This window comes from Bordetella genomosp. 9 (assembly GCF_002261425.1).
In the GTDB taxonomy this organism is placed as follows: domain Bacteria; phylum Pseudomonadota; class Gammaproteobacteria; order Burkholderiales; family Burkholderiaceae_B; genus Bordetella_C.
This window is the reverse complement of sequence record NZ_NEVJ01000003.1, coordinates 2,141,508-2,165,196: the sequence shown is the minus strand read 5'-3', so window position 1 is coordinate 2,165,196 and position 23,689 is coordinate 2,141,508. Positions and strand designations below refer to the sequence as shown.

At 64.7% G+C, this 23,689-nt stretch carries 28 protein-coding genes; 19 read left to right on the top strand and 9 right to left on the bottom strand.

Translation table 11 applies throughout. The annotated features are described in order from the left end of the window. Nucleotides 1–86 precede the first annotated feature (86 nt). A complete protein-coding gene (locus CAL26_RS20905; RefSeq protein ID WP_094848652.1) occupies nucleotides 87–560 on the top strand; it encodes a type III secretion system chaperone in 474 nt (157 codons plus the stop codon). Nucleotides 561–572: 12 nt separating this feature from the next. Here the strand turns inward: CAL26_RS20905 and CAL26_RS20900 are convergent, their stop codons facing one another. The 9 genes from CAL26_RS20900 to CAL26_RS28380 all read right to left on the bottom strand — a co-directional run bounded on the left by CAL26_RS20900 (nucleotide 573) and on the right by CAL26_RS28380 (nucleotide 8,431). Further along, complete coding sequence (locus CAL26_RS20900; protein WP_094848651.1) at nucleotides 573–1,211, bottom strand: response regulator transcription factor; 639 nt, start codon at nucleotides 1,209–1,211, stop codon at nucleotides 573–575. Between the two features lie 150 nt (nucleotides 1,212–1,361). After that, on the bottom strand, nucleotides 1,362–2,243 hold the full coding sequence (locus CAL26_RS20895; protein ID WP_179283413.1) for a response regulator transcription factor: 882 nt from the start codon (nucleotides 2,241–2,243) through the stop codon (nucleotides 1,362–1,364). A 117-nt stretch (nucleotides 2,244–2,360) separates the two neighbouring features. Further along, nucleotides 2,361–3,260 carry a response regulator transcription factor gene (locus tag CAL26_RS20890; protein WP_094848649.1) on the bottom strand — a complete coding sequence of 300 codons (900 nt, stop codon included), beginning with the start codon at nucleotides 3,258–3,260 and terminating at the stop codon, nucleotides 2,361–2,363. Nucleotides 3,261–3,516: 256 nt separating this feature from the next. Then, nucleotides 3,517–3,747, bottom strand: a complete 231-nt coding sequence (locus tag CAL26_RS20885) for a hypothetical protein (protein WP_086066592.1) — start codon at nucleotides 3,745–3,747, stop codon at nucleotides 3,517–3,519. A 50-nt stretch (nucleotides 3,748–3,797) separates the two neighbouring features. Next, nucleotides 3,798–4,046: a hypothetical protein gene (locus CAL26_RS20880; protein ID WP_094848648.1), complete on the bottom strand. Its 249-nt coding sequence runs from the start codon at nucleotides 4,044–4,046 to the stop codon at nucleotides 3,798–3,800. A gap of 33 nt (nucleotides 4,047–4,079) precedes the next feature. After that, nucleotides 4,080–5,459, bottom strand: a complete 1,380-nt coding sequence (gene sctD / locus CAL26_RS20875) for a type III secretion system inner membrane ring subunit SctD (protein WP_179283412.1) — start codon at nucleotides 5,457–5,459, stop codon at nucleotides 4,080–4,082. 37 nt (nucleotides 5,460–5,496) lie between these two features. Continuing rightward, nucleotides 5,497–7,587, bottom strand: a complete 2,091-nt coding sequence (gene sctV, locus CAL26_RS20870; RefSeq protein ID WP_094848646.1) for a type III secretion system export apparatus subunit SctV — start codon at nucleotides 7,585–7,587, stop codon at nucleotides 5,497–5,499. Nucleotides 7,588–7,619: 32 nt separating this feature from the next. Further along, on the bottom strand, nucleotides 7,620–7,985 hold the full coding sequence (locus tag CAL26_RS28385) for a CDC27 family protein (RefSeq protein WP_094848645.1): 366 nt from the start codon (nucleotides 7,983–7,985) through the stop codon (nucleotides 7,620–7,622). Beyond that, the gene (locus tag CAL26_RS28380; protein WP_179283411.1) at nucleotides 7,982–8,431 is read right to left on the bottom strand and encodes a hypothetical protein; all 450 of its coding nucleotides are present in this window, start codon (nucleotides 8,429–8,431) and stop codon (nucleotides 7,982–7,984) included. Before CAL26_RS28380 ends, CAL26_RS28385 begins: the two co-directional genes overlap by 4 nt. A 207-nt stretch (nucleotides 8,432–8,638) precedes the next feature. Here CAL26_RS28380 and CAL26_RS20855 point away from each other — a divergent pair, with 207 nt between their 5' ends. The 18 genes from CAL26_RS20855 (at nucleotide 8,639) to sctC (ending at nucleotide 23,689) form a co-directional block, all read left to right on the top strand. Beyond that, nucleotides 8,639–9,283, top strand: coding sequence for a hypothetical protein (locus CAL26_RS20855; protein WP_143277467.1), 645 nt, complete (start codon nucleotides 8,639–8,641; stop codon nucleotides 9,281–9,283). Next, the gene (locus CAL26_RS20850) at nucleotides 9,283–9,765 is read left to right on the top strand and encodes a SycD/LcrH family type III secretion system chaperone (RefSeq protein WP_094848642.1); all 483 of its coding nucleotides are present in this window, start codon (nucleotides 9,283–9,285) and stop codon (nucleotides 9,763–9,765) included. Before CAL26_RS20855 ends, CAL26_RS20850 begins: the two co-directional genes overlap by 1 nt. Before the next feature lie 62 nt (nucleotides 9,766–9,827). Then, complete coding sequence (locus tag CAL26_RS20845; protein ID WP_143277466.1) at nucleotides 9,828–10,520, top strand: hypothetical protein; 693 nt, start codon at nucleotides 9,828–9,830, stop codon at nucleotides 10,518–10,520. 26 nt (nucleotides 10,521–10,546) lie between these two features. Next, on the top strand, nucleotides 10,547–12,055 hold the full coding sequence (sctE, locus tag CAL26_RS20840; protein ID WP_143277465.1) for a type III secretion system translocon subunit SctE: 1,509 nt from the start codon (nucleotides 10,547–10,549) through the stop codon (nucleotides 12,053–12,055). A 19-nt stretch (nucleotides 12,056–12,074) separates the two neighbouring features. Beyond that, nucleotides 12,075–12,455, top strand: a complete 381-nt coding sequence (locus CAL26_RS20835) for a hypothetical protein (protein ID WP_094848639.1) — start codon at nucleotides 12,075–12,077, stop codon at nucleotides 12,453–12,455. A gap of 36 nt (nucleotides 12,456–12,491) precedes the next feature. After that, nucleotides 12,492–12,911 (top strand): hypothetical protein, encoded by a 420-nt coding sequence (locus CAL26_RS20830; RefSeq protein ID WP_094848638.1) that lies wholly within the window; start codon nucleotides 12,492–12,494, stop codon nucleotides 12,909–12,911. 10 nt (nucleotides 12,912–12,921) lie between these two features. Further along, complete coding sequence (gene sctJ, locus CAL26_RS20825; RefSeq protein ID WP_094848637.1) at nucleotides 12,922–13,785, top strand: type III secretion system inner membrane ring lipoprotein SctJ; 864 nt, start codon at nucleotides 12,922–12,924, stop codon at nucleotides 13,783–13,785. Between the two features lie 3 nt (nucleotides 13,786–13,788). After that, nucleotides 13,789–14,520 carry a SctK family type III secretion system sorting platform protein gene (locus tag CAL26_RS20820; protein WP_094848636.1) on the top strand — a complete coding sequence of 244 codons (732 nt, stop codon included), beginning with the start codon at nucleotides 13,789–13,791 and terminating at the stop codon, nucleotides 14,518–14,520. A 43-nt stretch (nucleotides 14,521–14,563) separates the two neighbouring features. Further along, nucleotides 14,564–15,178, top strand: a complete 615-nt coding sequence (locus CAL26_RS20815) for an HrpE/YscL family type III secretion apparatus protein (RefSeq protein WP_179283409.1) — start codon at nucleotides 14,564–14,566, stop codon at nucleotides 15,176–15,178. Next, entirely contained in the window at nucleotides 15,171–16,493 is a 1,323-nt protein-coding gene (sctN, locus tag CAL26_RS20810; protein ID WP_373454498.1) for a type III secretion system ATPase SctN, read from the top strand. The genes CAL26_RS20815 and sctN overlap by 8 nt, the downstream gene beginning before the upstream one ends. After that, nucleotides 16,490–16,984 carry a type III secretion system stalk subunit SctO gene (gene sctO / locus CAL26_RS20805; RefSeq protein WP_094848633.1) on the top strand — a complete coding sequence of 165 codons (495 nt, stop codon included), beginning with the start codon at nucleotides 16,490–16,492 and terminating at the stop codon, nucleotides 16,982–16,984. The genes sctN and sctO overlap by 4 nt, the downstream gene beginning before the upstream one ends. Nucleotides 16,985–17,020: 36 nt before the next feature. After that, complete coding sequence (locus CAL26_RS20800; protein ID WP_094848632.1) at nucleotides 17,021–17,683, top strand: type III secretion HpaP family protein; 663 nt, start codon at nucleotides 17,021–17,023, stop codon at nucleotides 17,681–17,683. Continuing rightward, the gene (gene sctQ, locus CAL26_RS20795; RefSeq protein ID WP_143277464.1) at nucleotides 17,680–19,023 is read left to right on the top strand and encodes a type III secretion system cytoplasmic ring protein SctQ; all 1,344 of its coding nucleotides are present in this window, start codon (nucleotides 17,680–17,682) and stop codon (nucleotides 19,021–19,023) included. The genes CAL26_RS20800 and sctQ overlap by 4 nt, the downstream gene beginning before the upstream one ends. Beyond that, on the top strand, nucleotides 19,020–19,688 hold the full coding sequence (sctR, locus tag CAL26_RS20790; protein WP_094850002.1) for a type III secretion system export apparatus subunit SctR: 669 nt from the start codon (nucleotides 19,020–19,022) through the stop codon (nucleotides 19,686–19,688). The genes sctQ and sctR overlap by 4 nt, the downstream gene beginning before the upstream one ends. Nucleotides 19,689–19,699: 11 nt before the next feature. Further along, nucleotides 19,700–19,966 carry a type III secretion system export apparatus subunit SctS gene (gene sctS / locus CAL26_RS20785; RefSeq protein WP_086066574.1) on the top strand — a complete coding sequence of 89 codons (267 nt, stop codon included), beginning with the start codon at nucleotides 19,700–19,702 and terminating at the stop codon, nucleotides 19,964–19,966. A gap of 15 nt (nucleotides 19,967–19,981) precedes the next feature. Further along, nucleotides 19,982–20,785 carry a type III secretion system export apparatus subunit SctT gene (gene sctT, locus CAL26_RS20780; RefSeq protein ID WP_094848631.1) on the top strand — a complete coding sequence of 268 codons (804 nt, stop codon included), beginning with the start codon at nucleotides 19,982–19,984 and terminating at the stop codon, nucleotides 20,783–20,785. Continuing rightward, a complete protein-coding gene (gene sctU / locus CAL26_RS20775) occupies nucleotides 20,782–21,852 on the top strand; it encodes a type III secretion system export apparatus subunit SctU (RefSeq protein ID WP_256988547.1) in 1,071 nt (356 codons plus the stop codon). Before sctT ends, sctU begins: the two co-directional genes overlap by 4 nt. A gap of 73 nt (nucleotides 21,853–21,925) precedes the next feature. Next, on the top strand, nucleotides 21,926–23,689 hold the full coding sequence (gene sctC, locus CAL26_RS20770) for a type III secretion system outer membrane ring subunit SctC (RefSeq protein WP_179283407.1): 1,764 nt from the start codon (nucleotides 21,926–21,928) through the stop codon (nucleotides 23,687–23,689).

Sequence of the window (23,689 nt, the reverse complement as noted above, 5' to 3'; positions counted from 1 at the left end):
GAACCATACCTTGGGCAATGCCACTGACCGGTCCCATCATATGCCGAGGTTGCTCATGAATACGGTATCGCCCGACGGAGACTCACATGGACGCGCATAAATTGATCGCGCTGTTCGGAGAGGAAAGCGGTGTTCCGCTTACCTTGGGTGAATCCGGGACCATAGACCTGATATTCGATAACGACGTCACTGTCACGCTGGAACACGATGATCCGCAGGACATGCTGCACGCCTACGCGGTATTGGGACAGGAACCCGTCGAAACAGACCAGCGGTTGACGCTGTACCGCGATATGCTTTCCGCCAACGCCTTTGGCCACGAAACGGAAGGCGCCGCCCTGTCGCTGGACGATCGTACGGGCGAAATCCTGCTCACGCGCCGGCTCGAGTTGGCCGACGCCACCGTCATCCAGCTGCGTCGAACCGTGGAAAGCATGGTCGACGTTTCGCTGAGCTGGCGTGAAAAGCTGGCTACCGTCGGGCATGTCGCGGCCGCCATGCCTGCCATGCCCGCGCTGAACGCCAAATCCGCGCCCCCAGGAAACAGCCTGCGCGCTTAAGCAGTGGCCACGCTACACCAGTCCCATATCCCGTGCATGCGCATAAAGTTCGGCATCGTTGCGTGCCGCCAGTTTGCGCATGGCATCCATCTTCTGGCGACTGGTCGTCTTCGCGCTGACGCCCAGAATCTCGGCAATCTGGTTATTGCTATAGCCCTGTGCGAACAGCCGCACCACTTCCATTTCACGTGGGGACAGTTGCGCGGGTTCGGCCACCTGTGTTCGTGGGACGCCTAGCGCGGCAAACTCGCGCTGCACGTTCTCCGTGACATAGGTACGCCGGCTCGCCGCACGCTGGACCGCCGTCGCGATTTCCTTCACCGCCGCGCTTTTCTCCACCAGGGCGAACGCGCCGGCTTGCAGGATGGGAGACATCAATGCCGGTGACGCCATTTTCGTCAGGACGACGATACGAACGTCGGGGAATTTCTGCTTCAGTTGGAGCAGCATGGCGAGCCCGTCGGGTTGCTGCGAGCCGGGCATGGAAAAGTCGGTCACCAGGACATCGCAGGGATGCCGGGATAGACACGCAAAGAGGCTTTCTGGTGAATCCGCCACCGCAACGACCCGAATGTCGCCGGAGGCTTCCAGGGCATTCTTCATGCCGAGCAGTACTACAGGATGGTCGTCGGCAAGTATGACTCGAATCATTTAGATAGACGCTTTGATAAAGCGCGCCCATGTCGGCGACACGGAACAAACTATGGGAACGCACCGTTGCTGTGCGCTGTCTGGATACGGGCTCGGGATAGCGCCCGTATCGGCATCCATAAGTTTCGCTCCTTACCGGTGGAAGCTTCGTTAAATCGGCTCCGTCGGCTCCGTACCCCCCCCGGTCGCGCGCGTCTGTCGGCGATAGCCGGACGGCGTAATGCCATGGTCGCGATGAAACGCGACCGAAAAATTGCATACGCTGCGAAAGCCCACGTGGTTGGCGACCTCGCGTATCGGCATGCCGGTCTGCGCGAGCAGGCGCCGGGCGGTTTCCATCTTCTGCCCGAAGATCACCTTATGCGCCGATTTGCCCATCTTGGTCTTGAACAGCGCCGTCAGCTTGCGTTCGTTCGTCCCTATCTGCCGGGCGAGCTGCCTTACGGTGTGGATGCTGCCGACGTCGGTCGCGATCGCGTTCAAGGCATTGCGCAACAGCAGTTCTTCCGCGACAGGCGGACGCATGCGCGGCACGGCGCTCTCATCGCGCACCGGCGCCCGGCGCAGATGGACCGAAATGCGCGCCAGCAATTCCTCGGGATAGATCGGCTTGGTGATGCAATCGATGGCGCCCAGCGAGAAAGCTTCTCGGCTGGCGGCCTGGCGTTGCTGCTCCAGCAGAAAGACGAGCGGGATGGATTGCGTGTCCGGTGTCTGCATAAGCAGGCGGCCCATCATGAACGGATCCATGTCATGCATCGACCCGTCCACAAGGATGATGTCGGGACGCCAGGCCTGCGCGTGATAATAGCCCTGCCATCCGGATGCCAGCGTCACGCGAAAGAGCTGATTGCGCAGGAAATCGGTAGTCGCGTGCAGCTGCGCTGCGTCGTCCGATACGATCAATACGTGCGAAGGCCGCCGATACGTTGTCGGCAAGGCGTTACGCTGGCTCACGTCCGCGGTCTTGGGCATGGAGCCGGAATCGAGATTGGGGGCGATACGCGGTTCGGATAGGGTGGATTGGTTCACGTCGTCTCCTTGTAGGGATACGGCTTCCCCGCATGCGCTCGCTGGGTAGGCGTTAGGGTGGAGAAGCGGCATGCCCATGCTAGGCAATGCGTGATCACGGTGCGTTTAAAAACCCGCTCATAGCTTTTGAAAAATACCGCTTGTCGTCGCCAATCTGTCACTGGCGCAATTGATCAACGACGTCGGCGGCCCTTCAAAATGACGGCGGAAGGCGACAGGACTGCAACCAAGTTGTCGCCGGAACGCCGATGCAAAGTTGGCGGGGCTGGAAAAGCCGAGTTGGTCCGCGATCTCCGCGATGGTCATCGATCCGTCCTGCAGCAGCGCGCGGGCTCTTTCCATGCGCTGGTCGCGCAGGTAGTCATGGATGGTCTTGCCCAACAGGTTGCGGAAGGCGCTGGTCAGCCGTTTCTCGTTCACACCGATCAGCCGCGCCAGGTTCTTCTGCGAAGGTGCGTCGCACAGATGATCCGACAGGTATTGCGTGGTGGTGTTCACAATCGCCTGTTCGTTGGAGATCGAACCCACCCGTAGTTGCGGCGTTGCGTTTGTTCCAGGGATCAATTCGTCGAGCGAATCGCGGGTGCCGTGTTGCGCGGACAGGAATGAAGTCGCGCGCCTTGTCATGTGCAGCTGTACACGCACGCGGGCCAGCACCTCTTCAGGGTTGTACGGCTTCAGCACATAATCGGCCGCGCCGGCATCGAAGCCCTTGAGACGCTCGTCCAGGCCCGATGATGCGGTGACGAAAATCACAGGGATGTGCGCGGTGATGGGATTGCTTTTCAAAAGCCGGCAAGTGGCATAACCATCCACGCGAGGCATGGACACATCCATCAGGATCACGTCGGGCGCGACCTGGGTTGTCGCTCGTTCGTATGCCTGCTTGCCATCGAGCGCGACCATCAGCTTGAAGTTCTCTTGATTCAGCAGTTGCACCAGCAACCTGAGATCCGCGGGGCTATCGTCTACCAGCAGTAGTCGAGCTCCGTGCTTCAAGGGTTGAGAGCTGATCATGGCGCGCGTCCCTCCGTACGTCCACTGTAGTGCCGTGCAACCTTGCAACGGTTGGCTGCGTGGATATAGCAATTATTAACATACGGGAACGATCATTTCCACCGTTTGTTGCAAGGGGTCTCGTGCTTAACGATGAGTCCTCGCGAGCCTCATAGAGAAGCTCGGGTCTTTGTATTTCGAACGATGCAAAGTGATGAGTGTGGCTATCTCGCACAATGCATGCGAGATGAGTCGCGGGCTCGAAAAATCGTGAGCATCACGTACCGACGACGCGCACGATGTCCTTGCAGGAGCTGACCACCAGCTTGATCATGCCCGCGGCGCAGGTGGACTTGAAACTCAGGTTGCCGCTCATCAGCGCAAAGCGCTGCGCGCTTGCGATGTCCAGCGCCGGCGCATTCATGTTCTCGCGAAACGACGCATCGACATTCGCCGTCTCCTGGTCTATTGCGCTGGTGCTGGTTCTCAGGTTTTCGTTGACGTTCATCAGTGTGTGCTCCGTACGAGAGGTTGTGGGCGGTAAGCCCGGGCTAGCGTTCAGCGCGGCTGCGTGCGGATAGCTGCGTCCACAGCCGCCAGGATCTCTCGCGCCGAGATCGACGCGTCGGCCAAGGCCTTGGCCTTCACGAACTCCGCTGGTCGAAGCGGGGAGCGCATCCGCGTTTGCATGGCGCTTTGAATGGCATCCAGTCCAGCGCGCAGGCGCAGCCGGCTCGCTTCATCGGTGGCGCAGCCAAACAGCTCAAGGACTTCGGCGACGTTGATGGGTTCATGAGGCACAGGCATGTCGGGTATCCGTGGAACTGCGTTGGGGCGAAATCATCGCGTGATGATCGTGGGGCTGGGGCCATCGAACACGACACTGCCGTCGTCTATCGAGGTCAGCCGATAGGCGCCGTGCGTGCCGCCGACCGCGATGCGGGTTCCGTCCTCCAGTACGACCCACGGTTGTCCGCCTCCGACGACGGTACGCACCCGAAAAGGAAAGGAGGCGTCGGCCTGTCCCGGATCACTGTCGATGCGGATGGCGCCCATGTAGCGCGGGTTCAATGCATCCTGGATGGCATTGAGTCGTTCCCGTTGCGACACGTCCAGCACGCCGGGCTTGATGTGCAGCGCCTTGTCTTTCCAGGTCGATGCCATGGCGGGCAGGCCCGCCATGGCGACGGCTTCGCGGAATGCCCCGGCGGCCTCGGTGGCGAGCGACAGGCTGATCGTGATCGGGAAAGCGGAAGCCTCGCCATCGTCGCGCCAACGCCGATAGGCCTCTTGCCGCACCTGGTCGGTGCCCGCCACGCCGCGGATTTCGAGATCGCCCGCGGGCAACCGGCCGATGCCCGCGCTGATGTCCATATCGAGCATAAGCGTGCGAAGGCGTTCCGCGATCTGCGTTTCCGTTGCCACGCGCATGGCGGGCAGGGGCCATATCGTGCTCAAGGCCGTGGCAAGGCTGTCGTGCTCGGTCTCGTCTTGGACCCAGCCGGTAATGACGACCTCCTGGTATTCGTTGGCACGGGCCTGGACGCGGGGTGCATAGCCACGTTCGGCCAGCAAAGCCTGCGCGCGTCGTAGCGTCTCCGGTTCCAGCGGCCGGCCCGTACGGGCTTGCGCGTTGGATGGCGCCTTGCTGGGCGGAAACGAGGCGACGCTGCCGAACACCAGCAGGACGAGCAAGCCGCCCACCGCCCACCGCAGGCCGGCGGCCCTGGGACGGCGATAGGTGGGCACGCCCAGGGCAGCATACGCTTGCGTGGCGGGTTCGAGCGGCGCCCCGACGAGGACTTCGGCGCCCGGGGCGGTGTCCGTCTCCGCGTTCGACTCGGGCGCCGGATTCTGGACGGCATGCGGGACGGCGATCAACTGGCCCGGCGCCGGCCAGGGCGTCGACGGGTGCGCGACCGTGAGCAGGACGGGGCCGAGCGCGAGGGGCATTCCGAACGTGGTGTCGGAACGATCCGACGCGGGGTATGGCGTATCGCCGGATTCGACGGCGTCTTCAGGACCGCGTGGATCGGACGGCGGACGCATGCCCCATGCAGCGGGACCCAGGCTCAGTCGGGCAGCTTCACGGGGAATGCCTTCGTCGCACAGCACGATGTCGCATCGGCCATCCGAACCGATCAGCGCCCCGTCATGCGCCTGGCATTTCGCACCCTGATGCAGACCGGTCAGGACCCGCAGTTCCAGGTCAAGTGTCATGGCAGTACTCCGCAATCCAGCCGGCATGCATCATGACTCATAGGTCTACCCGCGCGAGGGGCTGCACATTGATTTCCGGGACCAGCTCCTGGTATGACAGCACGGGAAGCTGGTAGAGATCCTGTTCGATCAGCTTGCGCACGTATCGGCGGATGTCCATGGACGTCAGGATCACCGGTCTGGCTACCGTGGTTTCCAGCGGGCCGACGGTCCGGCGGATGCTATCCAGCAAGGCCTGGGATTTTTCGGGATCCAGGGCCAGGTAGCTGCCACCGGCGGTCTGGCGGATCGCATCGCGCACCACGTCCTCGACGTCCGGGGCCAGCAGATAGGATGGCAGGAAGTTCTGGCCGTTCGAATATTTGTGGCTGATGTATCGCTTCAGCGCCATTCGGACGTACTCGGTCAGCAGGACGATGTCCTTTTCCTTCTGTGCCCACTCGACCAGGGCTTCCAGTACGGAACGCATGTCGCGGATGGAGATGTCTTCCGATATCAGGCGCTGGAGAATCTCGGCGATCTTCTGTATCGGCATGACGCGATGCGCTTCCTTGACCAGTTCGCCGAAGTTTTCTTCCATGGCCGTCAGCAGCTGGCGGGTTTCCTGGATGCCGATGAACTGCGCGGCGTGCTTGCGCAAGACGATGGACAAATGCCAGTTCGGTACCTGGTGGGGAAGCAGATAAGGCACGCCCGCCCCGTCCAGCGTGGCGGCATGTTCACGCATCACCCAGAACGCCGATTCGCTGGCCAGGCCGCTGACATCCCGCTCGTAAGGAATGCCCATGGCATCCAGATTGCGTGAGCCTTCGCGCACCAGTACCGCGCCATTGCGCAATGTTCCCTGGATCACCGGCACCTCGAACAGCAGGATCTGGTAGGCGCGATCGCGCAACTGCCTGGCACGCCGCAGGCGGATGTCCGGCAGGGGAACACCCAGTTCCTGGTAGACCGCGTGGCGCACGGCGGGGAATTCGACGGTGATGATGTTTTCGTCGATCTCCGCGGCCAGGGCTTCGGCGATCTCCAGGGTCACCGGCTCGGCGGGGGCGAACTTGGCGGGCTGGCCGGCTTCCGGCGACGCCTCGCCCGGTCCACCAAAAGCGCCGTCAGGGCCGCCGCCGGCGCCGTCGGTGCCCGCGGCGCGCGACGCGCGGGGGGCATTCAACAGCACGAAGCCGGTCACGCCCGTCAGGACGGACAGCGTCAGGAAAACCAGGGTGGGCATGCCCGGGATGACGCCGATGCCCAGTGCGATGACGGCGGCGATGATCAGGGCCCGCGGATGCGCCATGACTTGCGCGCCGATGTCGCTGCCGACGTTCGACGGCTTGTCGCCGGTCGGCACGCGTGTGACGATGATGCCCGCGCAGATCGCCGTCAGCAAGGCCGGTATCTGCGAAATCAGGCCGTCGCCGACGCTGAGTATCGAGTACGTCAGTGCGGCTTCGCTGGCGCTCATGCCGCGTTGGACCGAACCGATCAGCAGGCCGCCCAGCAGGTTGACGGCCACGATGATCAGCCCCGCGATGGCGTCGCCCTTGACGAACTTCATCGCGCCGTCCATGGCGCCGTACAGCTGGCTTTCCTTTTCGACCACGCTGCGGCGCCGGCGCGCCTCGTCCATCTGTATCGCCCCGGCGCGCAGGTCGGCGTCGATGGACATCTGCTTGCCCGGCATGCCATCCAGCGAGAAGCGGGCGGCCACTTCAGCCACGCGCTCGGACCCCTTGGTGATCACGATGAACTGCACGATCGTCAGGATCAGGAAGACCACCAGGCCCACCACCAGGTTGCCGCCCACGACGAAGTTGCCGAAGGTGTCGATGATGTGGCCGGCATCGCCATCGAGCAGGATCAGCCGCGTGGTCGAGATCGATATCCCCAGCCTGAACAGCGTCGACACCAGCAGGACGGCGGGGAAAGAAGAGAAGGCAAGCGCCGACGGCAGGTAAATCGCCACCATCAGCAACACGCAGGACAGCGTGATGTTGGCGGCGATAAGTATGTCCATGACCGCCGTGGGCATCGGCAGGATCATCATGAACACGATGGCCATGACGGTCGCGGCCAGCAGGATATCGTTCCGGCTGGTCGCGATGGCGATGATGCGTCGTATTGCTTGCATGGGGGAGGGTGATGCGGGCCGGCAGGAGCGAACTAGGCGGATGTGGCGGTAGGGGGGCTGGTACGGGTGGCGGCGTAGGCCTGCATGGCCTGCCGCGCCTCGTCATGGCGGCCGGCGGCCGACAGCGCTTGTGCGCGCACCACGCGACAGGCGGGCAAGGCGAGCGCCTGCGTATCCGCGCGGTCCAGCACGGAAAGCGCCTGCTCCGGTGCGCCGGCGCGCAACTGCGCATAAGCCAGCAGGATCAACGCGCGGCCCTGGCAGCCGCCTGCCCGGTTGCACGCTTCCAGCAAGGCGACGGCGTCGCGCGCCTTGCCGTTCTGTAACTTGAGAAAGGCCAGCACTTGCAGCAATTCGATGGTCTCGGCGGGAAGCGGGGCCGAGTGTGTCTGGTTCATCCCTGTTGCAACGCGGTTCGGATCGTGCGCGACTGGTTCCTCAACACGACGTTGCGGTCCAGCACCAGCAGGGCCGACTGGTATATGGGGCTGTCGAGGCCGCCGTTCGCGCCGGCTTCCCGCAGGGCCATACGGGCGTGTCGCAGCACGGCGTCGAAGGTGGGCGGATGACGCAGATCGGATAGCGTGATGTCCGGCTCCAGTGCGTCGTTGACGGAAAGTTCCAGGCAGGTTTGGCCGAGGAATCGAGTCAATGGCGTCAATGGCGTCAACGCCGATTCGGCCGGCCCGGTCACCGGCGCGGTGGTCGGTCGTCTCGCACGGACAGGACCCCATCCCGACGAGCTGGCTGACGGATGGCCGCGCGCGCCGGCGTCGTGATCTCCCGCCGGAGACGCGCCGCCTATCGCGGACGGTGCGGTAAGTGATGGGGTGGACGAGATCATTCTGGGCGCATCCTGGGTTCTTGCCGGCGGTGTCGACTGTGTGTGGGGTCATGGTAGTGGCCGTGCTCCCGATTTCGTTCCCAGTCCCGTGCAATATCGGATCAAGTGTTGAATGCAAGCGGTCGCGTAGCGGAACTGCCCACTGTAGCCAGGCACCTACGCCCCGGGTCTTTCGTATGGACCCGACGCAGCAAACAGGAGTGCTAAATGAGTGTGTCTACAACGGGTGTCGGACAGTCTCTGGGTGGTTACGGTGAAATCGCCGGGGTGGGTGTCGGTGGCGGCGAGTACGCGGCCGCGCCTGGCGAGAACTGGGGAAAAATCATCGCCGAGGCCATCGCGACCAACAATGAAGTCACTCAGTCGAACGGGAGTTCGCTGAACGCATGCAATCAGGAGTCGACGCGGCTGATCCGCAGAACGCGCCAGATCAACGAAGCACGTGCCGAAGTCGGCAACTTCATCAATCTCTTTCCGGTCCAAATGGGCAAGGAAGACAACAATCCGATGTTGAAGGATATCCAGGGCATTCTGAAGGACCGCGAGAGCGGTGCGAAAAAAGACGAAATCGAAAAGCCCTACGACGACAAGAAGCTGGAAGTCACGTCCGGCATGCTCGCGGAACTCGGCATGACGGGCCTCACGGGCGACTCCAGGAAGTCGGAATTCGAAACGATACGGACCAAGCTGGACGGCTATCGCGATGAGGTGTCCAGCTCCCAGTCGATGGTCGCGTCCAAGCAGGGCCTCATCATCGGCAACATCAATCAGCTCCAGACCGGTATTCAGGGGCTGATCAAGGCAGCCCAAAGCATCGCCATGGGCTTCGCGCGGATCACCGGGTCTGTCTGATGGCCGCACCGTATCGCGGTCATGGTCGCGGCGTCGACGTCATGCGCGTCGTGCGCGGGATCCTGAAAAACGATCGTCCGTTGGGCGATTCCCTGGGCATCCGCGATGGGGATCGCCAGCGGTTGCATGCCGTGGCCCACGACCTCTATCGGCAAGCCAGGTACGACCTGGCCCAACATCTGTTCGCGCAGCTGGTGCTGTATGACAACAAGGATCCGCGATACATGAAGGGGCTGGCCGCCGCCACTCAGATGCTGGGGCAGCACGAGCACGCCGTGCACATGTACGCCGTCGCGGCGCTCATGGACGTCAATGATCCTTCCGTTGTCATGCACGCGGGAGACTGCTTCCGCGCCATGGGCAAGCCCGCCCGGGCCTTCGATTCCTTCGATCTCGCGCGGTCCATGTGCAGCAGGCCGGAGCACCAACAGATAAAGCTGCGTTGCGATCAGGCACTTGCCGGACTCAGGCAGGCGGCCTGATCACTCAGGGTCGGTCACCCGTATCGGTGTTCCGAAATTTCCAATATCTAGGAGTATCCATAATGTCTACGATGTCCGTTTCATCGAACGCCGGCGTAATGACGCATAGTCCGGTGCCCGGCTTCGGCGACGCCGATCAGGCGGCGGGAGCCGAATCGTCCGTGTTGCGGGCGATGGCCGAAGCCGAAAAGATCATGGGCGAAGCCGCGCTGAAGGAAAACGCGGACGCCATGAAGGCCTGCCTGGACAATCGCGAAATCGCCTTGCAGAAAAAGCGCGTCGCGGTCCACCAGAGCGCCAGCAAGGAGCTGGACGCCGCCTGGGACAAGAACCTGGCCATGCTGGCCAACGCGGGTATGTCCGTCCTGGGCGCCGCGATCAGCTTCGGCTGCGTATATGCCGCCGGCAAACAGATGAACAGGGCCGTCAGCGAGGGCAGCGTGCTCAATATGAGCCGCTACACCGAGCGGGGCTCCGCGATCGACAGCTGGAATGGCCTCGGCACCGCCAGCCAGACTACCGCGCAGGGTCTGGGCAGTGCCACGTCTTCGATCGGCCAGACCCTGGGCGCCAAGCGGGATGCCGAGAAAAAGTACCACGACGTCGAAGGCCAGATGCAGGACAGCGACGCCAATGTCGCCATGGACCTGGCGCGCCGGCGCAGCGGCGATACCGGCGAAGCCAATCGGCGCCTGGACAAGGTGAACGAGCTTCGCCTGGAATTCCTGCGTTCGGCCATGCGCGTGCTGGCCTGATTTTTTGATTGCCGAGGAAGGTTGCTATGAGCACAAGTATTCAAACTCCCGGGCCGCTGTCGTGGCCCGGCGATGCAATGGTGGTGACCGGCGGCAATGCCCATGCCAAGGAAGCATCCGATCCCTTGGATTCCATCGTCCAGGCGATCGAAGATATCGTCGGAAGCTTCAGCGGACCGCGCGACGACACCGAAGCCAGGCGGCCGACGGTGAAAGCCATGGAAACGCACGACGCGAACGGCGCGCCTTTCCTGGCGGCGCCGGGCGCGCCGGTCGTGGCGCCCTTGGCGTCCTTGGCGGCCCCGTCGCCGCTCAATGTCGGCCTGCTGGTGGCGGAAGTGCAAGGCCTGCGCACCGAGGCCAACGGCGCCCTGGTCAATGACAGGACCAACGAGTCCTACGACCAGATGAAGGCCCGCGTCGACAGATATGTCGACGCGCAGATGAACAGCATCAAGGAATTCGAGCAGAAGGCCGCGGACTTCCTCGAGAACGCCGGCCGCTGGTACAACCGGCTGACCAGCTGGGTGTCGGAAACCCTGGGTCCTTACATGCCCTATATCACCGTGGCGATTGCCGCGGTGGCGACCGTCGCGACCGGCGGCGCCGCCTGGCCTGCTCTGGCCCTGGCCGGCGCGGCCCTGGCGAACCATGTATTGAAGCAGAACGGTATCGACGTCGTCGGCGCGGTATCGGATGCGATCAAATCGACCGGCAGTGTCGTATCGAAGAAAGCCGCGGATACGCTGGCCGATACGGTCGGTGCGGTAATGGGACTGCTGTTGGCGGACCCGAATCCCCTGGCCAAGTTCTGCGGCAATATCGCGAAGGCGTTCGGCGCCAGCAAAGAAACGGTCGAGCGGGTGGAATTCTGGGGGCAGATCGTCGGCATGGCCATCGTGGTCATAGGCAATCTGGCCGTGGCCGGCGGCGGGGCCGTCATCAAGAGTCTCGCGAAAGCGCTGTCCGGCCTGGGCGCCGGTAGCGGCTCGGTCGCGTCGAACGTGGCGTCGGCGGCGACGGAGACCTTGAAGCGCTTCGTCGGTTCAATGGAACAGCTTGCGCAGGATGTCATCCAGATCATCCGCCAGTCCCTGGCCAAGCTGAAGGAGCTGGCTCAACTGTTCCAGAAGGCCATGCAGTCCGCGAAAAACCTGAACGTGGCGACGGTCAGGGGAGCGGCCTCGACCGTCAGGGACAGCGTGGCCGGGTGGCAGCCAAGGATCGATACCGGGGCCAAGGTCGCGCAGACAGCGGTGAACGGGGCGAATGGCGGTATCGGCGGTGCCAATGGCTGGCGCAACCTGAACTTGGGCATGGCGCAATGGGACGTCGAGATCGCCCAGGCCAATCGGCGCAAGACGGAGCAGTTGCTGGGCATTACCCGCGAGCAGATGCATGACACCGATGACATCACCAGGCGGTCGATGGACAGGGTCGCGCGGAACCTGCAGGCCAATGCCGATCTGACCCGCGACTACACCGGGGAGCTGGCGACGCGGGCATCGATCCAATCGGAACAGATGACGGCGTAGCACTTTGACGGCTACCGATATGTCGAAAGACATGATCGAGGATGGCCGGGTCATCCAGGAACTCGCCGAGCTTGCCTTCGTCGGCGCGTTCCTGGGACAGGCGCAGGCTGCGGAAACCATTTTCAACAGCCTGCGCGTGCTGCGTCCTGACCATCCCATGGTCGATCTGGGGCTGGCCATGGTCCATATGCTCGCCGGCCGGCCCGAGACCGCCTTGTCGGTGGTCGAACGGGCCGCCGGCCTTGATCCGGACAACGGCCTGGTTGCGCTATGCAAGGGCTTCATGCTGCGTGACGCCGGCCATGGCGCCGCGGCCGACAGGAAATTCGCGCAGGCCCTGGAACAGGAAGATATCGCGCCCGACACCAGGCGCGAGCTGTCCGGGGCCTTGCGCCGTTGAGCGCGACGAACGCGTGCCTATACACAGGAGTTCAAATTGAAAGTCGGATTGCTCGATTCCATTTCCGAGGTCAACGCTGACGCCCTGCCGCCGGTCGGCGCCGACGCTATGCAGGTGGCGTTGTTCCGCGCCGCCATGAACGGGCCGGTCTCGCCGTTGGGCGATGCCGGGGCGGGCGACGATACGTCGAGCGACGGCGATGCCATGGGCATGGGGTTGTTGCTGCGGAATATTGCCGGGGGCGTGCGCAATCACCTGGCTGGAATCTCCGGCAACTGGGGGCAGGCGCAGGCGCTGGCGGCGGATCTGGAGCAGCGTCCGGTGCTGGACGGACAGGCCATCCGGGACGCGCTCAAGCTGGCTCGGACGGCCAGCAGGCTGTCGGTCGACATCGACGTCGCCGCCAAGGTGGGTGGGAAGTTCTCCCACACGGCCGACGTCATGTCGCGGGGTTGACTTGCCTTCCATGCAGCAAGCATCGCCCCTGGTATACATGCGGCTGGTCGGTGCGATCGCGCTCGCACTGCTCGTGGGCTGTTCCAGCCGCGTGGAACTGTTTTCGGCGGCCACGGATGCCGAAGCCAACGAAATCCTGGCCGTGCTGTTGCAATCCTCCATACCCGCCGAGAAGCAGCTCAAGAAGAACGGCGTCACCCTGTCCGTCGCCGAGTCGGATGTCGCCAAGGCGCTCAGTATCCTCCGGCTGCAGGGCCTGCCCAGGGAACGCTTCGAAGGCATGGGCAAGATCTTCCAGAAGGAAGGCATGATCTCATCCCCCCTGGAAGAGCGGGCGCGTTATATCTACGCGCTTTCGCAGGAACTCGAAAGCACGCTGACCAGGATGGACGGCGTTCTGGTCGCCCGCGTCCATGTCGTGCTGCCCGACCAGGATGCCGCGAAGATCAACAAGACCCCGGCTTCCGCCGCGGTATTCATCAAGCATCAGTCCGGCTACAACCTGGACGTGCTGAAGCCGCAGATCCGCACGCTGGTGTCGCACGCCATTCCGGATCTGGGCGAAGACCGGGTGTCCGTGGTGCTGGTCATGGCCCAACGGGCGGGGGTATCCGCCGCGGCCTCGCTACCGGCAACCTTGCCGGCGAATTTTCCATCATCCCTGCAAACGGCCCGTGACGCCGGGCAGGGCGAAGGCCCGCAGGCCATGCAGGGAAGGCGGGCAACCTGGATCTGGTGGCTTGCGGGTGTGCTGGCGATTGCCTGCGCCGCGGGCGTCGCCGCGATCTGGGTTTGGCGCAAGCGGCGCGATGGTTTCGTGCACGACTCCCCGCTGGACAGGGGGCCCGGCGTGGGCGGCTTCGGTCAAGGTTGAAGCATGTCTGGCTTGTCGTCGGGTTTGTCGTTGGGCGTGTCGTTGGGCTTGTCCTTGCTGGAGCGACCGATGGTCGTCTTCAACTTTCTGCCGAGTAAAACCCTGCATCCCACGCGTATGGCGGACTACGGGCCCTGGCCCCGCGCCTGCGCCCTGGCTGTCGGCCCCGCCGCCGCGGCGTCTTGGCATCGTCACTGGTCCGCCGCGATACTCCAGCGGGAAGGCTTGCACGCCATGCCAGTGACCGACGGCGCGGCCGTCGGGCTCGACATCGCTGTCCTGCCGCGGGACGCGCTGGCCTTGCTGGTACGCCGGATGGGCGTGGCGCTATGCGCCCCACGGTTGCGCTACGCCATCATGGGTTCTTCCGTGCGGGCCTTGCAGGATGCACTGGGGCCGGACGTCATGCATTGGGTCAGGGATGCCCGCGCCATCCATCCCGGCCTGCCCGGCGCGATGTTGGTCGATGCCGGCCAGGCACGCCGCGACATCGACCTGGCCGGCCATGCCTTGCTTTATCTGGCATTCCAGGGCGCGCCGCCAGCCGTGGCGCGCCGCCTGTTCCTGAAGCTTCCGCCTCTGCCTGGCCCGTCACCATCGTTGCCGGCGGCCACGGCGAACGACGATATCGTGCAAGCGGTGTCGGCGGCCATCGATAGCGATGGCGCGATGGCGCTGGCACAGGCCGTCCGCGGCAGTCCAATCTTCCGGGGGCGAGATGATATTCCGGGTTGAAGCGGCATGCGATGAGCCGCCGCATGACTTGGCGGCCGTCCCCGTGGGAAAGGTCCTTCGCCGCGACGAACACGTCGCGTTCCTGGATGCCAAGGGTCTGATCCGCCGCGCGCGGGATGATGCAACGCGCGTGGCGGAGCAGGCACGCGAGGCCTATCGTCGCGAGTGCGAACGCGGATACGCGGAGGGGATGCAGGCAGCACGCGTCGAGCAAGCCGCCGCCATGCTGTCCGTGGCACGGCAGACGGCCGATTACCTGCGGCAGGTCGAGCGCGAGATGGCGGAACTGGTGGTGGCGGCGGTACGCCGCATCGTAGGGGACTTCGACGCGACCGACCGTGCGCTGACCGTCGTGCGCGGCGGGCTCGCCGTGTTGCGTCGGCAGAAGAATGTGTTGCTGCGCATGCATACCGACGATGCTGCGGTGGTGCGCCAGCATATGCAGGCGCTATTGGCGCAGTTTCCCGGCGTGGATTACCTGGATGTGGTGCCCGACGACCGCCTGGCCCGCGGCACTTGCAGGATGGAAACGCCGATAGGCACGATAGAAACCAGCCTGGACCAGCAGCTCGACGTGGTGCAGCGGGCGCTGGAAATCGCGTTGGCCGATCAAGGCGGATCGCGGCCTGCCGCCATGCCGGCGCAAGATGATGTTTGATCACATCCTTCCCCGGCTGCGCGCGAGCCTGGCCGAGGCCCGCACCATTGAGGTGATCGGGCGCGTCACCCAGGTAACGGGCACGATCATACGGGCCGCGGTGGCCGGGGCGCGCGTGGGCCAGCTCTGCATATTGCGGGACCCCGATGGCGGCGGCGACATCAAGGCCGAAGTCATCGGCTTCGCCGAGGACGCCGCGCTGTTGACGCCCATCGGCGATACGCGCGGAATCTCACCCCGGACGGAGGTCCTGCCCACGGATGGCGTACTGAGCGTGCCGGTGGGCATGGCCCTGCTGGGGCGCGTGCTCGATGGGCTGGGGCGCCCCTTGGATGAGGCGACGCGCGGCCCGCTCGCCACGACGCAGACGTACCCTGTCCAGGGTCCCGCGCCGCATCCCCTGTCGCGCATGCCCATCCAGCAGCCCCTGGAACTGGGCATACGCGTCATCGATGGCCTGTTGACCTGTGGCGTAGGCCAGCGCGTGGGCATTTTCGCGGCGGCGGGCGGCGGCAAGTCGACCTTGATGGGCATGTTGGCCAACGGCGCGGACGTCGACGTGCGCGTAGTCGCCCTGATCGGGGAACGCGGGCGCGAGGTCGGCGAGTTCCTGCAGCGTGACCTGGGCGACAACCTCGGCAATAGCGTCGTGGTGTGCGCCACCAGCGACCGGTCGGCGATGGAGCGCGTCAAGTCGGCTTATGTGGCGACCGCGATCGCCGAATACTTCCGCGACCAGGGCAAGCGGGTGCTGCTGCTGATGGACTCGGTGACCCGTTTCGCCCGTGCCCAGCGTGAGATCGGCTTGGCCGCGGGCGAGCCGCCGACACGGCGGGGTTTTCCTCCATCGGTCTTCGCCGTGCTGCCCAGGCTGCTGGAACGCGCCGGCATGAACGCGCGCGGTTCGATTACCGCGTTCTATACGGTGCTGGTCGAAGGCGATGACATGACCGAGCCGGTCGCCGACGAGGTTCGTTCCATCCTGGATGGCCATATCGTGCTGTCACGCAAGCTCGGTGCGGAGCACCATTTTCCGGCCGTCGACGTGCTGGCTTCGGCCAGTCGTGTGATGCGCAATGTCGTGCCGCGCGAACATGCGGCGGCGGCGGGGCGCTTCCGGGAACTGATGGCCAAATACGCGGAGATCGAACTGTTGCTCAATATTGGCGAATATCAGCCTGGCCACGACCCCGTGGCGGACGAGGCGGTCCGCAAGATAGGCGATATGCGGCAATTCCTGCGCCAGGCGACGCAGGACGAGAAGGATCGCTTCGATGCCACCGTTGCACGCATGGCCGGCCTGGTGCACGGATGACGGCGATCGCGCGTGACCTGAGACGCGACCTGGTCGTCCTGCGTCGCCTGCGCGAAGACCGCGCGGCCCGGGCATTGGCCCAGTTGTATCGCCAGTCCGAAGAAGCCGCCTTGCATCTGGCTCGCGAGCAGCGGCAGTTGGAACACTGGCGCATCCAGGCCGCCGACGAAGAGGCGGCCATGTACGCGGCCTTGCTCGCCGAACCGGTCAACCGGCGCGAGCTGGAGCGCAGCTTCGGAAAAATCGACGCGCTGCGCCAGCGGACGCGGGTCCTGGAACGGGCCGTGGCGTCGGCACGTGAGAAACGCGACGAAGCGGACGCGGCGCTGGACCAGGGAAGGGCCGCGCGTGCCGCCGCGGCCAGGGCGACACGCAAGTCGACGGAAGTGCTGGAGCGCTACCGCCGACACCGCGCCCTGGAGCAAGAGCGGGCCGCCGACGATGCCCTGGATGAGGCGGCCGTCATGATGCACGGCCGCTTCGTGTCCTGATCGTCGCGTTCATATGCCCAATCAGGAGTTGCCAACATGAATGTGTCGCCGTCCACGCAGCCGTCCGCCCCGCAGCCGCCGCAACGCGGCGCCCGTCTGGCGGAAAACCCGCGCCGCCTGCCCATGCGGGTTCCCGTCGATCCCGTCGACCCAGACGAAGCCGCCGTGTTCCGTGCGCTGTTGTGCGAGCGTGACGGGAGGCAACCCGACGCGCGCGTCGAGCGTTTCCATCCGCGTGTCGGAATGGACCTGCCAGAGCGCCGTTCCGAGCGCGAGGATGACATCGGGCGCGTGACGCGACGGCAGGCCGATCTCGAACGCCAGGAAGACATGTCCACCGAAGATGCATCGCTTGCGCCCAGGGATCTGGGCGCGCTGGCAGCCATGGTCACCAAGGTCTATCTCGACGCGCTGCACGACGAGCGCCGCACGATAGGCATCGCGCTGAACGAAGACCTGCTCCCCGCCACGCGTCTATCCGTCCAGGAGCGAGGGGGGCGGCTGGCGGTGGACTTCGTCAGCATGAATGCCTGCGCGCGCGACCGCCTGCGGCGTGGCGCGGCCGCGCTGGCGAACCGCATCGCGGCGGACCTGTCGCGCGATGTCGCCGTCAAGGTGGCGGCCCATGACGGCGATCGACAACCATTGGAAGTGCACGCGGACGCGGCGCCCGCGCCGCGGCGGGAGTCGATGGCATGACGGCACCCGTGCCATTGCGGCTGGTCCGCCGGACCGCGGCGCAGGCAAAGGCGCTGAGCAGGATCGCCAGGCATGCCGCCCGTGGCATCGTCGAGCCGGAAGACGACGGGAATCCCGACGCGCGGCCGTGGAATATATGTATGAGCGCGGTGTCGTCGCATGAGGCGCCGGAGCATCACCGCGAGCCCTTACACGGCGAAAATACGCGGGACGCGGCATGGCGCTCGGTCATGCTGGATTGGCAGGGGGCGCGGCTGGTGCTGCAACTGTCATCGCGCGTATTCGACGACTGGCTGGCCATGCGCATGCCGGACCTGGACGTTGCGCCGTTGCCGCCGTGCTTCGTCGACGCCGCGTGGGAGTCCCTGGTCCGCGATGCCTTCGACGGCCTGGGCATCGGGCGGCTGTGCCCCGCCATGCGGGTGCTTGGCGTGGACGCCCCGGCGCATCCGGGTCTGCCCACGCAGGCCTACCCGTATGCGTGGACCTTGACCTTGCACGCGCCTGGCGGCGGACGCGCGGTTGCGGCCCTGCTGGCGGCGGACGAGGCCGGCTTGCTGCGGCTGAGCGAACTGCCGGGCCGCAGCCCGGCAGGGCAGGACGCGAGCGAGACGGATCTTCTGGACGGGCTGTCCATACGGCTGGTCGCCCGCGCCGGCGTAACGACCTTGCTCGGCGACGCGCTGCGGCGCGTGGAAATCGGTGACGTCGTGTTGTTCGACCATGGCCTGGCGAGCCTGGAAGGCGATGCCTGGCTGGCTACGCCCGATGGACAGGGCCTGCGCGTGCGGGCGTGCGAGCCGGACGCGTCCCGCTATGTCGTGACACAGGAATGGAGCAGCTTACGCATGAACGATTACCCTACGCCGGAGGATCATTATGGATCCCGGTACGACCATGGCCTGGAGCCTGGGCAGGACCTTTCTCCGGAATTCCCTACACAACCGCATGAGCCGCCGCACCCCAGCGCCGAACAGCATGGCGCAAGGGCAGGGGACCCATGTGCCGACGTCGTGCACGGCCAGATGGTATCGACGCCCGCCCAGGCCGAACCCGCCGCCATGCCGGAGGCCGGCACCCTCCCCGGGGCGGAAGGCCCGGACGTCGATCGCATCCCGGTACATCTGGTCTTCGATCTGGGCGAACTGAACATGCCCCTGGGAGAATTGCGGCGCCTGCGGCCCGGTGAGTTCTTCGATCTGCAACGGCGCATCGACGCCGGTCCGGTACATATACGCGCGAACGGTACGCTGATCGGCACCGCCGAGCTCGTCGACATCGACGGCCGCATAGGCGCGCGCGTGCTGACGCTGTTTCCAGGCCGGGACTCATGGGGTTGAGCGATTTCGACCCGGTCGCGCTGATCGTCGTCATCCTGTGCGTGGCGCTGCTGCCGCTCATCATCATGTTGACGACTTCTTTCCTGAAGATCTCCGTCGTGCTGGCGCTTCTGCGCAACGCGATCGGCGTGCAGCAGGTTCCGGCGAATACGGCCTTGAACGGGCTCGCCTTGATCCTCTCGGTCTACGTGATGGCGCCGGTGCTGGGCAAGGTCGTCGACGAAGCCAGGCAGGCCTACCGGAGCGCCACGACGCAGAGCGAGCCGGCGGAACGCTTCGACAACCTGATGGTCGCGGTCGAGCGCGGCTCCGCCCCGCTGCGGTCGTTCATGCTCAAGCACAGTGGTGCCGGGCAGCGCCGCTTTTTCGTGGAGACGGCCACCACCTTATGGGGGGTGGAGCAGGCCAGCGGCCTGCGGGAAGACAATCTGCTCGTCCTGATTCCCGCGTTCGTGATCTCGCAGCTGAACGCCGCGTTCCAGATCGGCTTCCTGCTCTACCTGCCGTTCATCATCATCGACCTGATCGTTTCCAACATCCTGCTGGCCATGGGCATGATGATGGTGTCTCCCGTCACCATCGCCATTCCGCTCAAGCTGTTCCTGTTCGTGATGCTCGATGGATGGACCAAGCTGATCCAGGGCCTGGTCCTGTCCTATGCGTGAGACCGGGCCGTATGAACGTCGCTGAGCTGGTCTATCAACTGAAGGAAGCCTTGTACCTGATCTTCTGGCTGTCGCTGCCGCCCTTGGCGGTGGCGTCCGTGGTCGGGACCCTGTTTTCCCTGTTCCAGGCGTTGACGCAGATCCAGGAGCAGACCCTGTCGTTCGCCATCAAGCTGCTGGCGGTGTTCGTGACATTGCTGCTGACCGCGGGCTGGATCGGCATGGAAATTTTCAACTACTCGCTGTCGATATTCGAGTCCTTCCGTGCGATCCGGTAGTGCGAGGGGAACCGCATGAAGGGTTACGCCACCTACGCCGCGGTATATGAGCTGCTGCTATCCATGGTGCTGACGCAACCCAGGATCCTGCTTCTGTGCATGATGCTGCCCGTCTTCAGCAAACAGATACTGCCCGGGCGGTTGCGGGGCGCGCTGGCGATCGCCCTGGGATTGCTGGTGGTCCCGCTCGTGCTGCCGGGTACGGCCGCCGCCGCGCCCGTCAGCTTGTTCGCCGTGCTGCTGCTGGTGGCCAAGGAAGCCTTTATCGGTCTGGTGCTGGGGTTCTTCCTTGCCATCCCCTTCTGGGTCATCGAAGGGGTGGGCTCGGTCATCGACTACCAGCGCGGCGCCAGCATGGGGGCCTTGCTGAACCCCACCATGGGCGGCGAAACCACGCCCACCGCCGTGCTGATGCAGCTGGCGTATGGGGTTTTCTTTTTCGTGGGTGGCGGCATTTCCCTGGTGCTTTCGATACTTTATGACAGCTTCCGGCTCTGGAATCCCTGGCAGTGGTACCCCGCTTTCCGGCAGGACGCCATGCCCTTGTTCCTGGCCCAGTTGGATCGCCTGATGCATCTGGTGGTACTGCTGTCGGCGCCCGTGGTGATCATCATGCTGCTGGCGGAATTGGGGTTGGGCCTGGCCAGCCGCTTCACGCCGCAACTGCAAGTGTTCTTCCTGGCCATGCCGATCAAGACGGGGCTGGCGCTGTTCGTGCTGGTGCTGTACGTCGGCATACTGTTCGGCCACATCGATAAGGAAGCCCGGCGCGCGGATGAGCTGCTGCCCGTGCTGACACACATCTGGCGGGCTCCGTGAGCGGCGAAAAGACCGAAAAGCCGACACCCAAAAAACTCCAGGACGCTCGCAAGAAGGGGGATGTCCCGTACAGCCGGGACTTCAGCCAGACCATGCTGACCCTGGCGTTGCTGGCGTACCTGGTCTTCAACGGGCAGGCCATCCTGGCTGGCATGCTGCGGCTGCTGGCCGTGCCGGCAGGGCTGGGCGACCTGGAATTCCGCGAGGCGCTCAAGGTGGCGGCGACGATCGCATTGCGCGAAGGCGTGGACCTGCTGTGGCCTTTCGTGGCGATCGTGCTCGGCTTCGGCCTGTTCGTGGAATTCGCGCAGATCGGCGTGCTGTTCGCCGCTGAAAAAGCCAAGCCGTCAGGCGTGAAGTTGAACGTGGTTTCCAACGCCAAGAACATCTTCTCCGTGAAGAACCTGGTCGAAACGATCAAGTCGACGGTCAAGATCATCTGCTTCTGCCTGCTGACGTGGCTGTTGCTGCGTGCCGGCCTGGCGCCGCTGGTCCACGCCGGATCGGGAGGCCTGGAAGGCGTGCTGGCGGTGAACGGCGGGTTGTTCCGCATGTTGTTGCTTTACACGGCGGTGTTCTGCCTGGTGATCGCCGGGCTGGATATGGGGTGGCAACGCAGGCAACGCAACAAGCGCCTGATGATGACCAAGGAAGAAGTGAAGCGCGAGCAGAAGGACATGGAGGGGCAGCCCGAGATCAAGCAGCAGCGCAAGCGCCTGCATCAGGAAATGAGCAACGGCGGTGCCGTGGAGGCCGTGCGCAAGGCTGCCGCGCTGGTGGTGAACCCCACCCATATCGCGGTGGCGCTGCGCTATGTGCCGGACCAGACGCCCCTGCCCATCGTCGTGGCCAAAGGCCGGGACGGCGTGGCGCTGCAGATGATGGACATGGCGCGCCGGCTCGGCGTGCCGATCATGCGGGACGTGCCGCTGGCGCGCGCGCTGCTGGCCGATGCCCGCGAAAACGAATACATCCCGAGCGAGCTCGTCGTTCCGGTCGCCCACGTATTACGTGCCGTGCGCGATCTGGCGATGGAGGATGGAGACAGCCCGCCGGGATCCCCGTAGAGACGCGTACACATGATTATCGATGAGTTGGACAATGATGTTGCAGCGATGGTGTTCCCGCGGTCGGAAGGCAATGCCCAGCCTGTGCCTGGCTGTCGCGACCGTGGTGCTGGCGGCGAACGCGAACGCCGCGCCTTCCTGGCCGGCGGCGCCCTATACGTATTTCGCGGCCGATGAGTCGCTCGAAAGCGTCCTGCGGCGGTTCGCCAGCGGCTTCAGCCTGGCGCTGCAATTGGCGCCGGGTGTGGCGGGCCTGGTCAACGGCAAGTTCACGGCGGCGAGTCCGACGGAGTTCATGGACAAGATGGCGGGCGTCTACGGTTTCAACTGGTTCGTGTACGCCGGTACCCTGTTCGTCAGTCCGGCGAGCGCGATGGTGACCAAGACCATCAGCGTCGGCAACGGCGCCATCGCCGGCCTGCGCGATGCGCTGGACAGGCTGGGCGTGATCGACGACCGCTTCGGCTGGGGCGAGCTGCCCGACCAGGGGCTCGCGCTGGTATCGGGGCCGCCCGCCTACGTCGCCTTGATCGAACGGACCATCAATGCGCTGCCGCCCACGGCGGGCAGGCAGGAAGTCGCCGTTTTCCGCCTGAAGTATGCGTCCGTCAATGATCGCGTCGTGCGCTACCGGGACCAGTCGATCACCACGCCGGGCCTGGCGACCCTGCTGCGTGAACTGATCGCGGGCAGCGGTCCAGGCGCCGGCAATTCGGTGTTGTCCGCGATGGCGGCGCCGTTGCGCGATCCCTACGCCTTGCGCGAACCCGGCGCGGCGGGGACGTCTCCGCTGACGGGCATCGGCAAGCCGGCTCAACCGGCGCGCGGCGGCTCGCTCGATGGCGGGCGGCGGGCCCGCCAGGCAACCATACAGGCCGACGCACGCCTGAACGCCGTCATCGTGCAGGACATTCCGGAGCGCATGGCCGTGTACCGTTCGCTGATCGCCCAGCTGGACGTCCCCACGACCTTGATCGAAATCGAGGTCATGATCGTCGACATATCGGCCGACGCGACCAAGGAGCTCGGCGTCAGGTGGGGCGCGAGGGCCGGCAAGACGGAGTTCGGCATGGGCTACAGCGGTCCCAGGGCGAACAATCCGGATGGCAGGGGACTGGATCGCGGCATCATGCCGCCCGGCACGATAGGACTGAGCGTGGCGGATTCCCTGTTGGCGCGGCTGAACGCCCTGCAGCACGACAACGAGGCGCAGATCCTGTCCAAGCCGTCCATCCTGACCTCCGACAACATGGGAGCGCTGATCGACCACTCCAAGACGTTCTACATCCGGCTGGCCACCGACCGCTATGTGGACGCGCGGGCGGTGACGGTCGGGACGTCATTGCGTGTGACGCCGCGCTATATCGATGCGAACGGCGCGCGCCAGGTGGAGCTGACGGTGGATATCGAGGACGGAAAGATCACCCAGGATGCCGAGGTCGACCAATTGCCCGTCACGTCCAAGACCAGCGTCAGCACGCTGGCCGTCGTCGCGGATGGCGAGGCCTTGCTGATCGGCGGCTACAACATCAGCGAGGACGGCGACGAAGTCAGCAAGATTCCCTTGCTGGGCGACATCCCGGGGCTGGGCGCCTTCTTTTCGCACAAGAAAAAGAGCAGCAAGCGATGGGAGCGGATATTCGTGATCCGGCCGCGGGTGGTGGAAGTGAACGGGGCGCCCTTGATCCCGGCTTCGTTGCGCAAGTGGGGCGAGGCCGTCAATTGGTCCTGGGAAGGGGGATCGCGATCGACGGTGTACGCCGACGGCATGGACAGGACCTTGCAGTTGTCGCAGCCGGGGCCCACGCAGGTGTTGAAGGTCCCGGCCGTGAAATGA